Raw genomic sequence first — 15,169 nt, 5'->3', positions numbered from 1 at the left:
GATCCTCAGTTCTTCAATTCAACTTCCACAAACGACATCGGCGCACTCGCCGCATTGACGACATTGTGCTCGACACCTTCCCCCCGGCGGTAAGCTATGCCAGCCTCCATATCGACCCGGCGGCTTCCTCCGCCGGGCTCTTCCAGAAGCATGCTGCAGGGCGTTACCGTGGTGATCACATAGTCCATCCCGTGCCGATGCCAGCCGGTTTCCGCGCCGGGCACAAAATCCCAGCGCGTCACGCGCACCTTGTCGTCGTCGATGAGCACCTCATGTGTCGCCTGGGGACGATCCATCAGTCGACGGCTCTCAGCACGTCGCGAACGGTATCGACCAGTTCGTCGATCTGGCCCTTGGTAATGATCAGCGGCGGCGACAGCGCGATGATGTCGCCGGTCGTACGGATCAAAAGGCCACGCTCGAACGCCTTGAGGAAGGCCGAAAACGCCCGCTTGGTCGGCTCGCCGGCAATCGGCGACAATTCAATCGCACCGACAAGGCCGATATTGCGGATATCGATGACGTTCGGCGCATCTTTCAGCGAATGCAGCGCATCTTCCCAATAGGGCGCCAGTTCCGCGCCACGCGTCAGAAGGCCCTCTTCCTTGTAGGTGTCGAGCGTCGCCAAAGCCGCCGCGCAGGCGATCGGGTTGCCCGAATAGGTGTAGCCGTGCATGAACTCGATCATGTGTTCCGGCCCGGTCATGAAGGCGTCGTGGATTTCCTTCTTCACGAACACCGCGCCCATCGGGATGACGCCGTTGGAAACGCCCTTGGCCGTGGTCATGATGTCGGGGATGACGCCGAAATAATCGGCCGCGAACGGCGTGCCGAGACGGCCGAAGCCGGTGATGACTTCATCGAAGATCAACAGGATGCCGTGCTTGGTGCAGATTTCGCGCAGCTTCTGCAAATAGCCCTTCGGCGGCAGGATGACGCCGGTGGAACCGGCAACCGGCTCGACGATGACGGCCGCGATGGTCGAGGCGTCATGCAGCGCGACGATCCGCTCCAACTCGCTGGCGACATCGCCGCCATGCTCCGGCACGCCGCGCGAAAACGCGTTCTTGCCGGGGAAATGCGTGTGCGGCATGTGGTCGACGCCGGTCAAAAGCGTGCCGAACATCTTGCGGTTGGAAACGATGCCGCCGACCGAGATGCCGCCGAAATTGACGCCGTGATAGCCGCGCTCGCGGCCGATCAGGCGGGTGCGCGAGCCTTCGCCTTTGACGCGATGATAGGCCAGCGCGATTTTCAGCGCGGTTTCGACTGATTCCGAACCGGAATTGGTGAAGAACACATGGTCCATACCTTCGGGCGCGAGGTCGACCAGGCGGTTGGCCAGTTCGAACACGATCGGGTGACCCATCTGGAAGGCGGGCGCGTAATCGAGTTCGGCGGCCTGCTGGGAGATCGCCTCGGTGATCTTGGGACGGCAATGGCCGGCATTGACGCACCACAGGCCGGCGGTGCCGTCCATGATCTGGCGGCCATCACTGGAGGTGTAATGCATGTCCTTGGCAGCGACCAGCATGCGCGGCGTCTGCTTGAACTGGCGATTGGCCGTAAACGGCATCCAGAATGCACTAAGATCGTTCGGCGTTACCTTGAGCCGGTTCGACATGACCAAGCTATCCTTTCAAAAAACTTGTTTCGTGTGGCCAACGCTTGGTCTTGGGCGCATTTTCATGCTACGCAATTTTTGACCGTTTGGACAAACGTTAGCACCGCCTTGGCGGCGGTCAAGGGACTAAGTAGCCGAAATGCGGTATCGAAAGCGCGCTCCACAGGCCAACAAAAACTGGTCCAGCATATTGGTCCAGTTATTGCCCGACGCCTTGCCGCAAAAGGGGTAGAACCCGCATGGAAGCGCCCGCCCCTCACCGTACACGCATTCAGCAGGAAAAGCGCGAGATCATTCTGGAAGCGGCGCTGGAAGTATTCGCCGCGCATGGCTTTCGCGGCGCCACCATCGACCAGATCGCCGAGGCGGCATCGATGTCGAAGCCGAACCTGCTCTATTATTTCCGCCGCAAGGAAGACATTCACGAAGCGCTGATGCAGCGCCTGCTCGATACCTGGCTGCAACCGCTGCGCGAACTAGACGATGTCGGCGATCCGCTGACCGAATTACGCGCCTATATCCGCCGAAAGCTGGAAATGGCGCGCGATTTTCCCCGCGAAAGCCGGCTTTTCGCCAACGAAATCCTGCAAGGCGCGCCGCGCATCATGCCGCTGCTGGAAGGCGAACTGAAAGCGCTGGTCGATGAAAAGGCAGCCGTGGTCGAAGGCTGGATGCGCTCAGGCCGCATCGCCCACACCGATCCCTACCACCTGATCTTCTCGATCTGGGCGACCACCCAGCACTATGCCGATTTCGACGTGCAGGTGCGCGCTGTGCTGGGCCATGATCGCGGCGGGGAAACCCGCTTCGATGACGCCGCCCGGTTTCTGGAAAGGCTGTTCATCGAAGGCTTGAAGCCGAAGGGCTGATGCGGAAAGGCGCGGCCCGCTTTCTTGCAGGCCACGCCCACCGTTTCCTTATGCGGCAGCCTTTGCCGCCGGCATCGGATGCAGCGCGTGGAAGGGCACGCACAGCCTGTTCCACACGTTGATCATGCCGATGGCCACGCTGAGCTTGACCACTTCCTCTTCCGAAAAGTGCTTCAGCGTCGCTTCATAAAGCGCATCGGGCACGCCGGCGTCGGAGATCAGCGTTACCGCTTCGGTATAGGCAAAGGCGGCGCGCTCGCGCTCGGAAAACAGCGGCGATTCCTTCCAGGCGGAAACCAGGAAAACCCGCTGCTGCGTTTCACCGTCCTGCAACGCTTCCTTGCTGTGCATGTCGACGCAGAACGAACAGCCGTTGATCTGCGAGGCGCGCAGCTTGACCAGATGCAGCAACGAACGTTCCAATCCGCACTCGTCGACGGCCTTGTTAAGCGCCTGCACCTGCTTAATGAGTTCCGGCGCCTTGGCGTAAAACTGCAATCTCTGTTTCATCGTCTTTCCTTTCTTTACTGCTTGGGAGAGCTGGATTTCTGTCGGCGCTGATGGCGCTCCACGAAGGCGCAGCCGGCCGCGACCGAACGGGGATCGGCCTCGACCATGAACTGCGCCACGATGTCGGAAAGCTTTTCGTTTGCGAGGGCTGCGCGATAGGCCTTTTCGGCCCGCAGCATCGCGGCATTGATGCCGCACGGCTTGACATAAGCCGATGCCGGCAATTTCACCGGGCCGTCGCGCCGGATTTCGCCGCAGCGGAATGCCGGTTGCGGCCCCTCCACCGCCAGCACGATATCGAGCAGCGATATGCGCTCCGCCGCCCGCGCCAGCCGGTAGCCGCCTGCCGGTCCCGGCACCGATTCCAGCACGCCCGCCGCCGTCAGCGCATTGAGGTGCTTGAGCAGATAACTCGGCGACAGGCCGAACTGCATCGCAAGTGCGGCCCCCGGCATCGTCGCATCGCCCTCGACGCCCGCCAGCGTCGCGGCACAATGGATGGCCGCTTCCACGCCTTCGCCCAGTTTCATCGGTTTGCTTCCCTAATCATGGATCAAATATATCGTGGATACTTTTTATCTTCAATAAGAGCGAACAAAAAAACCCTCCTGACACTTCCTGAAATTCAGGGAGTCGGAACATGGATGCAGTTCAGGAAAAGGCTGGATAGATGGCACGGCCGCCACGCCTCAAGCGCAGGCGGAACCGCTTCTCCTCGAAGCGATCCCGCCTGGCCTGGGAGGAACTATTCGGCGGCGACTTTGGCCGCCGGATTGTTCGGGTGCGTCGTCCAGTTGGCGTAGATCGGCGAAACCGGCTTGCCGGTGCGCTCGTCCAGTTCGCCTGCCGCCAGCGGCACCATGGTGATGCAGCCTTCGACCGGGCAAACGTTGACGCAAAGATTACAGCCGACGCATTCGTCGTCCATCACCTCGAAGTGCCGTTCGCCATCGAGCATCGAGGTGATCGCCTGGTGCGACGTGTCCTCGCAGGCGATGTGGCAGCGGCCGCATTTGATGCAGGCATCCTGGTCGATATGCGCCTTGGCGACATAATTCAGGTTAAGATACCGCCAATCGGTGACGTTGGGCGTGGCGCGCCCGATGACGTCGTCCAGCGTGGCATGGCCATTCTCGTCCATCCAGTTCTTCAGGCCCTCGATCATTTCCTCCACGACCTTGAAGCCGTAGGTCATGGCCGCCGTGCAGACCTGCAGATTGCCAGCCCCCAGCGCCAGGAACTCGGCCGCGTCACGCCACGTCGTGATGCCACCGATGCCCGAAATCGGCAGGCCACGGGTCTCGGGGTCGCGCGCGATGTCGGCCACCATGTGCAGCGCGATCGGCTTGACCGCCGGGCCGCAATAGCCGCCATGACTGCCCTTTCCGTCAATCGACGGTTCGGGCGAAAACGTATCGAGATTGACCGAGGTGATCGACGAGATCGTGTTGATCAGCGACACGGCGTCGGCGCCGCCGCGCTTGGCGGCGCGGGCGGGATGGCGGATATCGGTGATGTTGGGCGTCAGCTTGATGATGACGGGCATGCGCGTATATTGCTTGCACCAGCGCGACAGCATCTCGATATATTCGGGCACCTGGCCCACGGCAGAGCCCATGCCACGCTCCGACATGCCATGCGGACAGCCGAGGTTGAGTTCGATGCCGTCCGCCCCGGTTTCCTCGACCGCGGGCAGGATCGCCTTCCAGCTTTCTTCCTCGCAAGGCACCATCAGCGAAACGACGAGCGCCCTGTCCGGCCAATCGCGCTTGACCTGCTTGATTTCCTGCAAATTGAGCTGCAAGGCGCGATCGGTGATGAGTTCGATGTTGTTGAGGCCGAGCAGGCGGCGGTCCGCCCCCCAGATCGCGCCATAGCGCGGGCCGTTGACGTTGACGACCGGCGGGCCTTCCTCGCCAAGCGTTTTCCACACGACGCCACCCCAGCCGGCCTTATAGGCGCGCACCACGTTGTAGGCCTTGTCGGTCGGCGGCGCGGAGGCCAGCCAGAACGGATTGGGCGACTTGATGCCGACGAAGTTGTTGCGAATGTCTGCCATGCTCATGCCCTCCCGTTAGAGGTGAGTGCCCGATGAATACTTTCGGCAGCGTCACGCCCTTGCGCCACGGACGTCACCGTCAAATCCTCGCCGGCACGCACACAGTCGCCGCCGGCCCAGACTTTGGCCAGCGAAGTGCGGCCTTCCGCATCGACCTTGATGCGCCCGCCTTCCAGTTCGATTGAAGCGCCGCTGCCGTTGAGCGCCGCCGGCGCGAAGGTCTGGCCGATGGCCTTGAACACCTGGTCGGCGTTGAGCGTCAGCGTCTCGCCGGTGCCGATCAGCCGGTCACCCTCCAGCAGCGTATATTCCAGTTCGATGCCGCTGACCTTGCCGCCCTCTGAAATCACGCGCTTGGGCTGCATCCAGTGGCGGATGCTCACGCCGTTGGCCGAGGCCAGATCCTGCTCGAAGCCGGAAGCGTTCATATGCTCCTGCCCACGCCGGTAGCAGATCGTCACTTCCTCCGCGCCGAGCAGCTTCGACTGCACCGCCGCGTCGATGGCCGTCATGCCGCCGCCGATGACGACGACGCGCCGCCCGACCGGAAGCGTCGCCAAATCCTGAGCCTGTCGAAGGACGGCGATAAATTCGACGGCATTTTCCACGCCCGACGCATCTTCGCCATCGGCCGTGAGCGCATTGATGCCGCCAAGCCCCATGCCCAGGAACACCGCGTCATAATCTCCGGTCAGGTCGGAAAGCTGAAAATCGCGGCCGAGCAACTTGTCATTCTGGATATCGATGCCGCCGATGGCGGTCACATAATCGACTTCGAACTGGGCGAAATCGTCGGTGCTCTTGTAGGCGGCAATGCCGTATTCGTTCAGCCCGCCCGACTTGGGTTTGGCCTCCAGCACCGTCACTTCATGGCCGTGACGGGCCAGCCGATGCGCCGCCGCCAACCCGGCCGGGCCGGCGCCGACCACGGCGATTTTCCTGCCGGACGGGGCCGCGCGTTCATAGAACTGCTTGTCCTCGGCCATCGCGATGTCGGTGGCATAGCGCTGCAGCCGGCCGATCTGCACCGGCTTGCCCTCAGCGATCTCACGCACGCAGACCTCTTCGCACAACGTTTCCGTGGGGCAGACGCGGGCGCACATGCCGCCCAGAATATTCTGGTCGAAAATGGTCTTGGCCGAACCGATCGGGTTACCGGTCGAAATCTGGCGAATGAACAGCGGAATGTCGATCGAGGTCGGGCACGCATGCATGCACGGCGCATCGTAACAGAAATAGCAGCGGTCGGACTCGACCAACGCCTCGTGATGATCCAGCGGCGGATGCAGGTCCGAAAAATTGTCGGCATAGGTTTCCGGCGAGAGCCGGCCCGCCTCTATGCCTGCCTTGAAATGACCAGTCGCCATTCCGCATTCCCCATTTGTTATAATTTCGGGAAGGCTAGCACGTTTTATTTTTTTATCAATTGGTCAATTTTTTGCGCAAGTGCCTGAAATCGCTTTAAAATAACATGATAACTTTTGTCATGTTTTCAGATTTTTGCACCTCCCCCGAAACATATTTTTACCGCGCCTGTCGGGTTGCCGTCACCTTTTGCGTCTTATGATGGGTAGCCCGTTACGAACGGAAAAACAGAGAGGAGCCTTCGATGCCAAAAACTGCGCAATCCTTCTTCTGGTATGAACTGATGACCACCGATATCGATGCCGCCGAAGCGTTCTATACCGATGTGGTCGGCTGGACGGCGCAGCCCTTCGAGACATCGGCCGGCATGCCGCGCTACACGATCATGAATGCCGGAGATCGCGGTATCGGCGGGCTGATGACCCTGCCCGAGGATGCACGCCAGATGGGCATGCCGCCGGCCTGGCTCGGCTATATCCACACAAATGACGCCGACGCCTCCACCGAGGCCGTCAAGAAAGCCGGCGGCAAGGTCCACCGCGCTCCGGATGATATTCCTGGCGTTGGCCGCTTTTCCGTGGTCGCCGACCCGCAGGGCGCGATCTTCATGTTCCTGCAGCCCAACGGCCCGGACCAGCCGCCCGTGCCGATGACGACGCCCGGCCATATCGGCTGGCACGAACTGTACACCACCGACTCGCAGGCGGCGCTTGATTTCTACACGAGCCAATTCGGCTGGGAAAAGGACCAACCCTTCGATATGGGCGAAATGGGCCTCTACCGGATATTCAAGGTCGGCGGTGAACCCACCGGCGGCATCATGAACAAGCCCGAGAAGATGCCGACGCCGGCGTGGCAGTTCTATTTCAACGTGCCCGCCATCGACGCCGCCGTGACGCGGGTTAACGACGGCGGAGGCAAGGTGCTGATGGACCCGATGGAAGTCCCCGGCGGCAGTTGGGTCATCAATTGCACCGACCCGCAGGGCGCACATTTCGCGCTGGTCGCACCGATGCGATAGCGGGAACGGGGCGCTATTTTCCAACGATTGACCGGCAGCACGGGCGACGCCGGTCAATCGTTAACAAACCTCGAAAGGAACCCTTTATGTTTTTCGCCTAAAGCTCGGCGCATGGTTGCGTTGCGTTTTAGTATAATTGTTCCGGTTGTCGCGTTGCTAGCGCTTTCTGCCTGCGCCACGGCGCCGCGTCACATCAACAACATCTGCGCGGTATTCGACCAGCGCGACGGCTGGTTCAACAACTGGCAATCCGCCGCCCAGCGCGCCGAGCGCAAATATGGCGTGCCGGTTCCCGTGCTGATGGCGACGGTGCGCAAGGAGTCCGGCTTCAAGGCGAACGCCAAGCCGCCACGCACCAAACTGCTCGGCTTCATCCCGTGGAAACGCCAATCCAGCGCGACAGGCTTTTCGCAGGCGCTGGACGGCACCTGGGCGCAATATGTCCGCGAGAGCGGCAATTTTGCCGCCCGACGCACCAATTTCGCGGACGCCGTCGACTTCGTCGGCTGGTATCACGAAAAAACGGCCGACAATCTCGGCGTCGCCAAGAACGACACCTTCAATCTTTATCTGGCCTATTATTCCGGCTGGACCGCCTACAAGCGCGGCAGTTGGAAAAGCAACGCCAGCCTGCAACGCTACGCCCGCGACACCGAGCAGATGGCCCGCAACTATGCCGATCAATTGCGGGGCTGCAACTGACCGGCATATCGGCACGCACGCGGGTCCGCTAAAACTGGCGCGCTACCTCGGCTTCTTCCCGAACACACGGACATATTCCGCCTCGCCCCCCTTGGCGAGCGCCTTGGCCTGACGCACCCAATCGTCCCTCTCGATCCGCCCGCCGAAGCGCAGATGCGCATCGATCCATTCGCGTTCGGCCTTCTTCCATGCCGCGACCTGTTCGAAGCGATAAATGCCGAGCCCATTCAGGATCGTCTCGATTTTCGGGCCGACGCCGGCGATCAATTTCAGGTCGTCCGGCGACTTCGGCTTTGCGATGCCGGACGGACGGTTGCGGTCGACTGGCGTCGAAGAGCCAGCCGCCGGCTTGCGCGCTGTCAGCGCCGCCGCTTCCTGCTCGCGCGGCGAAACTTTCGCGCGCACCGCCTGTTTGGCACCGGCAGGCCGTTTTGCGGCAGCCTTCGGACGCCCGGTCCCGGCAGAAGCGACCTTCTTTCCGGCGGCGAACGCGGACGGCGCCCTTTCGTCCAGGGCTTGACGCCCGCTGCCTACGTGCTTTTCCTCGAAAGGCGCAACCGTAGAAGCCGACCGCCGCGCCGCGCCGGCACCCTGGCCACCCCGGTCGCTTCTGACCTCCTGGCGGCGAGCACTGCCGGAAGCCTCTGCTTCTTCTGCCGCACCGCCGAGCTTACCAGCCTCGGGCTTGGCCGTCTTGCCGCGAGGGCGACGCGGCGCAGCGCCCGCAAAACCAGGACCTGTCCCATGTGGCGCATCTTCGGGTACGCCCTCGTTTGCGGCGTGATCCGCTGCGAAACTGATTACCGGCTCCATCGTCGCCAGCACATCGTCGGACAGCCAGCACAGGCTCTGGTGGCCGTCGCCCAGTTCCTTGACCGGCGGCACCTGCGTTTCGCATTTGTTGCCGGGCACCAGATGCTTGTAGCCGCAGCGCGTCTGGAACGGGCAGCCGCTCGGCGGGTTCATGGCCGACGGAATATCGCCCTCCAGCACGATGTGCTTCTTCACCACCGACGTGTCGGCGATCGGGATCGCCGATAGCAGCGCCTCGGTATAGGGGTGATAGGGCGGCGCGAAAATCTGGTCGGTCGTGCCCTGCTCGACGATATAGCCGAGATACATGACGACGACGCGGTCGGCGATGTAGCGCACCACCGACAGATCGTGGCTGATGAACAGCATCGTCGTCTTGTTCTTGCGCTGGATGTCCATCAGCAATTCGGTGACGGCCGCCTGCACGGATACGTCCAGCGCCGAAACCGGCTCGTCCGCCACCACCACCTTGGCGTCGCCGGCAAAGGCGCGCGCCACGCCGATGCGCTGCTTCTGGCCGCCCGAAAGCTGGCGCGGCTTTCGGGTCTCGAACGCACGCGGCAGTTTCACCAGGTCCATCAGTTCCAGCATGCGCTGGCGCCGCTCGGCCGGATTGTTGCCGACGTGGAATTTTTCCAGCGTGCGGATGATCTGCGAGCCGACCGAATGGCTGGGGTTCAGCGTATCGAACGGGTTCTGGAATACCATCTGGATGGACGACACCGTATCGACGCTGCGGTTCTCGACGCCCGTGGACTGGATTTCCTTGCCGTCCAGCGTCACGCTGCCGGAACTGGCCGTTTCAAGACCGAGCAACACCTTGGCCAGCGTCGATTTTCCGCAGCCGGACTCGCCGACGATAGCGACGGTTTCGGACTCGCGCGCCGTGAACGAGATCGTCTCATTGGCCTTGACGACGCGGCCGTCGCTGCCGCCGAACACCTCGTTGCCGCCGACCTTGTAGTATTTGCGCAGATCTTCGATCTTCAGCACCGGCGCGCCGGGCACGATCTTTTCCGTGACCTTCTGCGCGCCGGGCGGCAGTTCATCCCAGTCGATCTCGTTGAAACGCACGCAGCGCGAAAAATGCCCCTCATGCCCTTCGACCGGAATCATCGGAATTTCGGCGGCGTTGCACAGCCCTTCCACGAAATGGTGGCAGCGCGGCCCGAAATTGCAGCCTTTCGGGCGCTCATGCGGCAGCGGCAACTGGCCGGGAATGGCGATCAGCGGTCGTGAATTCTTGTCGGCGCCGGGCAGCGGGATCGAACGGAACAACCCCTGCGTATAGGGGTGGCGCATGCGGTCGAACACGTCCTTGATCTTGCCGGTTTCCACCGCTTCGCCCGAATACATCACGGTGATGCGGTCGCAGGTCTCCAAGATGAGGCCGAGATTATGCGACACGAAGATCATCGACGTGCCGAATTTTTCGCCGAGCCCCTTCACCAGTTCGACGATGCCGGCTTCGACCGTGACGTCGAGCGCGGTGGTCGGCTCGTCAAGAAGCAGCAGCGCCGGCTTGGAAAGCAGCGCCATCGCAATGACGATGCGCTGCTGCTGGCCACCGGAAAGCTGGTGCGGATAGGAGCGCATCATGCGTTCGGCATCCGGCAACCGCACCGACCGCACCATCTCCAGTGCCCGTTTATAGGCCTCGTCTTTCGAAACCTTGTCGTGGATCAGCGGCACTTCCATCAATTGCTGGCCGACCTTCATGGCCGGGTTGAGCGACGCCATCGGCTCCTGGTAGATCATGGCGATCTTGTTGCCGCGGATGGAGCGCAGCTCCTCCTCGGTCAGTTCGCCCATGTCCTTGCCCTGGAACTTGATGCGCCCGCCGACGATCTTTCCGATGTTGGACAGGTCGCGCATGATGCCGAGCGACACGGTCGACTTGCCGCAGCCGCTCTCGCCGACGATGCCCATGGCCTCGCCGGGCATGACCGTGCAGGAAAAGTCCATCACCGCCGGAATTTCGCCGGCGCGGGTGAAAAACGAGATCGACAGATTCTCGATCTCGATGATCGGTTCGGCGTCTTTTTCGATGTGCGTGGCTTTGACGGCTTCGTTCATCGGATCGACCTCAATCTTTCATCGATTGCTCACGCAGCGCGTCGGCAAGCAGGTTCAGGCCGAGCACGAACGACATCAGCGCGATTGTCGGCGGCAATGCCGGATGGATGAACTGCCGCAACAGCCGGCTGGCATCCTTGATCGCCGTGCCCCAGTCCGGGCTCTCGGGTGCAAGGCCGAGGCCGAAATAACCCAACGTGCCAAGCAGGATCGTGGTGTAGCCGATGCGCAGGCAGGCATCCACGATCAGCGGCCCCCGCGCATTGGGCAGGATTTCCCACAGCATGATGTACCATGGGGATTCACCGCGCGTCTGCGCCGCCGCCACATAGTCGCGCGTCTTGATGTCCATGACCAGCCCCCGCACGATGCGGAACACACCGGGCGACGAGGCAAACACCACCGCCACGAAGATGTTGAGCTGGTTCGGCGCCATCTTGATGAGCCCCAGCGGATCGGCGTTGAACACGAGGCCGGCATAGACCCAACCGCCTATCACCAGCGTCAGGCCCATGAGGGTATAGATGCGGTCCGGCCGGTTCTTGAAGCGCGTCCAGAACAGCACGCTAAAGAAGATGATCGGGAACAGGAAGAACACGCCGGCCATGCCGTAGGGAATTGGCGTATCCATGATGCCCGGTGTGACCAGCAGGTAGAAAAGCAGGATGACCGGGAAAGCCAGCACGAGGTTGGCGAGGAACGACAGCACCGTGTCGATCTTGCCGCCGAAATAGCCCGCAGGCAGGCCGAGCGTGATGCCCACCATCAGCGCGAAACCGGTCGCCGCCGGTGCGATGATCAGCACGATCTGGCTACCATAGACCATGCGCGAGAAGATGTCTCGGGCGAGCTTGTCACCGCCGAACAGATAGACAAGACCCGATTTCGGTTCGATTGCACCCGGCAGAACATCCTTCATGGCCGGAACCTGTGCCAGCGGATTAAACGGCGCAATGGTCGAAGAAAAGAGCGCCGTGAACAGCCAGAACAGACAGATGCCGACGCCGACGACGCCGACGGCGCTGTCGAACAACTGGCCGTAAAGGCCGAGCTTGTGTTTGAAAATAATGCTCGCACCCATGACGATGGCGAGCGCCAGCCATACCGGCCAGAAGCGCTCCAGCACGCCAAGGATTACCTGAAAGGCATCGATGTAGGTCACCTGCATCGGCCGTTCCCCCTACTGAACCCGGATACGCGGATTGAGATATGCATAACCGACGTCTGAAATGAGCTGCGTGATCAAGACGATGAACACAGAGACCAGCGAACAGCCGAGCAGAAGCTCGATGTCGTTATTGCCAGCCGCCTCGACCAGAATGTAGCCGAACCCCTGATAGCGGAACATGACCTCGACGATGACGACGCCGGTGAGCAGCCAGGGAAATTGCAGCATGATGACGGTGAAAGGCGCAATCAGCGCGTTGCGCAGCGCGTGCTTCATGACCACGCTTCTGAAACTCAGGCCCTTGAGGCGCGCGGTGCGGATATATTGCTGCGTCATCACCTCGACCATCGAGGCGCGCGTCATGCGCGCGATATAGCCGATGCCGTAGATCGCCAGCGTGAGGACCGGCAGCGTGAAATTGTAGAAGGTGATGCCGTCGAAGGTAGCGCTAGCGGCGGAACCGTTGAACCAGCCGAGCCATGTCGCGAAGATGACGGTGAAGATGACGCCGGAAACATATTCGGGCGTCGCCGTCGAGGCGATGGAGGCCACCGACAACACCCGGTCGGTTCGCGAGCCCTCGCGCATTCCGGCCAATATGCCGATCAAGAGCGATACCGGCACCATAACCAGAAGCACGAAGAACATCAGGATGCCGGTGGCCTCGAGCGCCGGAAACAGCTTGGCGGAAACCGTGGTCCTGAACTTGGTCGAGCAACCGAAATCGCCCTCCAGCACGCCAGACAGCTTGGGCGTGAGCGATTCGTCGCAATAATTGAAACGCGGCTGCGCCTCGCCCGTCTCGCTTCGGCCGGGCTGTTTCGGCCACACCCCGATCCACTGGGCATATTGCTTCAGGAACGGCTCGCGGTAGCCATTGCGAACCAGCCAACTGTCGACCTCGACTTGGGTGGCGCGACTGTTGGTCTGCGCCAGGGCAAGCTTCTTCAGGTTGGGTTCGAGATTGACGAGATAGAAGACGACGAGCGTCAAGCAAATCATGGTGAAGACCATGGTCGCCATCCGCCGGGCTATGAACGATATCACCTAGGCCCCTCCTCGAGGCTTGGGGTTGAGTCGTTTGAACGCCGGGTCCGGTTGGGCCGCATATACGCTCTAAACTTGATGACCATCGAACTGAAGGCCGAATGCCGGTGTTCGGCTCGATGCTCTGCAAAATGTTCCCGTTATGGGGGAAGCCGCAAAGGCTCCCCCTATTTTCTTGGCCTGATAATATCAGGCGTTCGGATCGATCCAGGTCCGTTCGTAATTGTCTTCCATCGTGGGATGCATCGGGTTGTTCTTCACCTGCTTCGTCGAGTGGTTGAAGAGCGACAGCCAGAACGGCTGGATGATGACACCCGAATCCTGAAGGATTTGCTCGATTTCCTTCATGTTTTCCTTACGCTTTTCCGGGTCGGCAATGGCGAGCGCTTCGTTCAGCTTCTTGTCGAATTCGGGATTCGCGTAAGCCGATTCATTCCAGGACGAGCCCGTCGTGTAGCCAAGTGACAGCACCTGAACGCCGAGCGGGCGCATGTTCCAGTTGGTGGTCGAATAAGGATATTTCGTCCAGTCATTCCAGAACGTCGCGCCTGGCAGCACGGTACGCTTGACCTTGAAACCGGCCTCTCGAAGCTGGGCCGCGATCGCATCGCCGGTGTTCTTGTGCCAGTCCTCGTCGACCGTGATCAGTTCGTGCTCGAAGTCCATCTGGCCGGCTTCGGTCATCAGTTTCTTGGCGCCTTCGATATCGCGGCTCTTCTTAGGAAGCTCGTAATATTCGGGATGGATCGGGCAGACGTGGTGGTTCTCGCCGACGGAGCCGTAATTGTTGTAGCCGAGTTGCAGCACGGTGGCGTTGTCGACAGCCATCTGCAGGGCGTTGCGTACCTTCTGGTCGTCGTAAGGCTTGTGGCCGATATTGGTGCGGCAGGTGATGGTGGTGGCTGTCTTGGATTCCGACTTCACCAGCCCCATGTCGTCGAGGATCGTCACATAATCCGCCATGGTCTGGTGGACAGTGTCGATCTCACGCGATTCAAAGGCGCTGACCGTCGCCGACGGGTCGGTGCCGTAGTCGATGAATTCGACGCCGTCGAGATGGGCCTCGCCACCCCACCATTTGCCGTTCTCGCGCCGCTTGACGACGACCCTCGAGCCGACATCGTAGGACACAAGCTCGAACGCCCCCGTCCCGATCGGGTTTTTAACGATATCGGAGCCGTCTTTCTCGTAATTCCGATGCAGGACGAGGCCCGGATAGTCGGCGAAATTGGGGATGATCGAAATGTCGGAGGTCGGCAGCTTCAGCTTGACGGTGTGATCGTCGACCTTGGTGATGGCGCCCTCGGCCGCCTTGCCGGTCTTGGCATCGACCATGCCGCCCATGCGGGCCGCCATGGAATTGCCTTCCGCCGCCTTGTCGCACCAGCGGATGAGGTTGAACATGACGTCGTCGGCGTTGAAGTCGTCGCCATTGTTCCACTTCACGTCCTTGCGCACATGCAGCGTGTATTCGGTGGCGTCGTCGTTCACGTCCCAGCTTTCGAGCAGCATCGGCTCGAAGGTGAATTGCGGCGTGTACTTGACCAGCGGCTCCAGGAAGGTGCGCGTGCAGTTGGCCAGTTCCGACCAGTCGTAGCTGCGCGGGTCCTTCTGCGCCTTGACCGGCATCGAGCAGCGCAGCACGCCGCCCTTGACCGGCGTTTCCTCGGCATGGGCAGGCGTCGGCGCGGCAAGGCCGATCATGCCATAGGCCATCGCGGTCGAGGCCCCCATGACGCTGGCGATGGCCAGGAATTCGCGACGGTCCATCTCACCCGCCTTGGCACTCTCGGCCAGCTTTTCGACCACGTCCGGAACACGATCGCCGTTACTCGTATACGATGTCATCAAACTCTCCCGTTGTTTGGCTTTCCGCCTTTTAGCATTCCGCATCCGGCAGCCGATGTCAAAAACC

General features: G+C 61.3%; 12 protein-coding genes and 1 pseudogene. 3 read left to right on the top strand and 10 right to left on the bottom strand.

What is annotated here, in order from left to right:
- Nucleotides 1-5: 5 nt before the first annotated feature.
- Nucleotides 6-296: a cupin domain-containing protein gene (locus ACX3P0_RS00210; RefSeq protein WP_459085838.1), complete on the bottom strand. Its 291-nt coding sequence runs from the start codon at nucleotides 294-296 to the stop codon at nucleotides 6-8.
- Nucleotides 296-1,624 carry an omega-aminotransferase AptA gene (gene aptA / locus ACX3P0_RS00205; protein ID WP_459085837.1) on the bottom strand — a complete coding sequence of 443 codons (1,329 nt, stop codon included), beginning with the start codon at nucleotides 1,622-1,624 and terminating at the stop codon, nucleotides 296-298. Before aptA ends, ACX3P0_RS00210 begins: the two co-directional genes overlap by 1 nt.
- A gap of 239 nt (nucleotides 1,625-1,863) precedes the next feature.
- On the opposite strand from aptA, the gene ACX3P0_RS00200 reads away from it, so the two are divergent.
- Complete coding sequence (locus ACX3P0_RS00200; protein WP_459085836.1) at nucleotides 1,864-2,493, top strand: TetR family transcriptional regulator C-terminal domain-containing protein; 630 nt, start codon at nucleotides 1,864-1,866, stop codon at nucleotides 2,491-2,493.
- 48 nt (nucleotides 2,494-2,541) lie between these two features.
- Here the strand turns inward: ACX3P0_RS00200 and ACX3P0_RS00195 are convergent, their stop codons facing one another.
- From ACX3P0_RS00195 to ACX3P0_RS00180, 4 genes are all read right to left on the bottom strand, one after another.
- The gene (locus ACX3P0_RS00195; protein WP_459085835.1) at nucleotides 2,542-3,003 is read right to left on the bottom strand and encodes a carboxymuconolactone decarboxylase family protein; all 462 of its coding nucleotides are present in this window, start codon (nucleotides 3,001-3,003) and stop codon (nucleotides 2,542-2,544) included.
- Between the two features lie 14 nt (nucleotides 3,004-3,017).
- The gene (locus ACX3P0_RS00190) at nucleotides 3,018-3,533 is read right to left on the bottom strand and encodes an RrF2 family transcriptional regulator (RefSeq protein WP_459085834.1); all 516 of its coding nucleotides are present in this window, start codon (nucleotides 3,531-3,533) and stop codon (nucleotides 3,018-3,020) included.
- Nucleotides 3,534-3,748: 215 nt separating this feature from the next.
- Entirely contained in the window at nucleotides 3,749-5,062 is a 1,314-nt protein-coding gene (gene preA / locus ACX3P0_RS00185) for an NAD-dependent dihydropyrimidine dehydrogenase subunit PreA (RefSeq protein WP_459079460.1), read from the bottom strand.
- A 2-nt stretch (nucleotides 5,063-5,064) separates the two neighbouring features.
- Nucleotides 5,065-6,429, bottom strand: coding sequence for an NAD(P)-dependent oxidoreductase (locus ACX3P0_RS00180; RefSeq protein WP_459085833.1), 1,365 nt, complete (start codon nucleotides 6,427-6,429; stop codon nucleotides 5,065-5,067).
- A 242-nt stretch (nucleotides 6,430-6,671) separates the two neighbouring features.
- On the opposite strand from ACX3P0_RS00180, the gene ACX3P0_RS00175 reads away from it, so the two are divergent.
- Both ACX3P0_RS00175 and ACX3P0_RS00170 read left to right on the top strand, forming a co-directional pair.
- The gene (locus ACX3P0_RS00175; protein WP_459085832.1) at nucleotides 6,672-7,448 is read left to right on the top strand and encodes a VOC family protein; all 777 of its coding nucleotides are present in this window, start codon (nucleotides 6,672-6,674) and stop codon (nucleotides 7,446-7,448) included.
- A 111-nt stretch (nucleotides 7,449-7,559) separates the two neighbouring features.
- Nucleotides 7,560-8,150: a transglycosylase SLT domain-containing protein gene (locus ACX3P0_RS00170; RefSeq protein ID WP_459085831.1), complete on the top strand. Its 591-nt coding sequence runs from the start codon at nucleotides 7,560-7,562 to the stop codon at nucleotides 8,148-8,150.
- Nucleotides 8,151-8,843: 693 nt separating this feature from the next.
- Here the strand turns inward: ACX3P0_RS00170 and ACX3P0_RS00165 are convergent.
- The 4 genes and pseudogenes from ACX3P0_RS00165 to ACX3P0_RS00150 form a co-directional block, all read right to left on the bottom strand.
- A pseudogene (locus ACX3P0_RS00165) lies at nucleotides 8,844-11,039 on the bottom strand (dipeptide ABC transporter ATP-binding protein); the annotation flags it as partial.
- A 10-nt stretch (nucleotides 11,040-11,049) separates the two neighbouring features.
- Nucleotides 11,050-12,207, bottom strand: coding sequence for an ABC transporter permease (locus tag ACX3P0_RS00160; RefSeq protein ID WP_459085830.1), 1,158 nt, complete (start codon nucleotides 12,205-12,207; stop codon nucleotides 11,050-11,052).
- A 12-nt stretch (nucleotides 12,208-12,219) separates the two neighbouring features.
- Nucleotides 12,220-13,254 (bottom strand): ABC transporter permease, encoded by a 1,035-nt coding sequence (locus tag ACX3P0_RS00155; RefSeq protein WP_459085829.1) that lies wholly within the window; start codon nucleotides 13,252-13,254, stop codon nucleotides 12,220-12,222.
- Nucleotides 13,255-13,443: 189 nt separating this feature from the next.
- The gene (locus ACX3P0_RS00150) at nucleotides 13,444-15,102 is read right to left on the bottom strand and encodes an ABC transporter substrate-binding protein (RefSeq protein WP_459082337.1); all 1,659 of its coding nucleotides are present in this window, start codon (nucleotides 15,100-15,102) and stop codon (nucleotides 13,444-13,446) included.
- Nucleotides 15,103-15,169: the final 67 nt, after the last annotated feature.

Source organism: Mesorhizobium sp. A556, from assembly GCF_054489545.1.
This window is presented reverse-complemented; position numbering and strand designations above follow the sequence as displayed.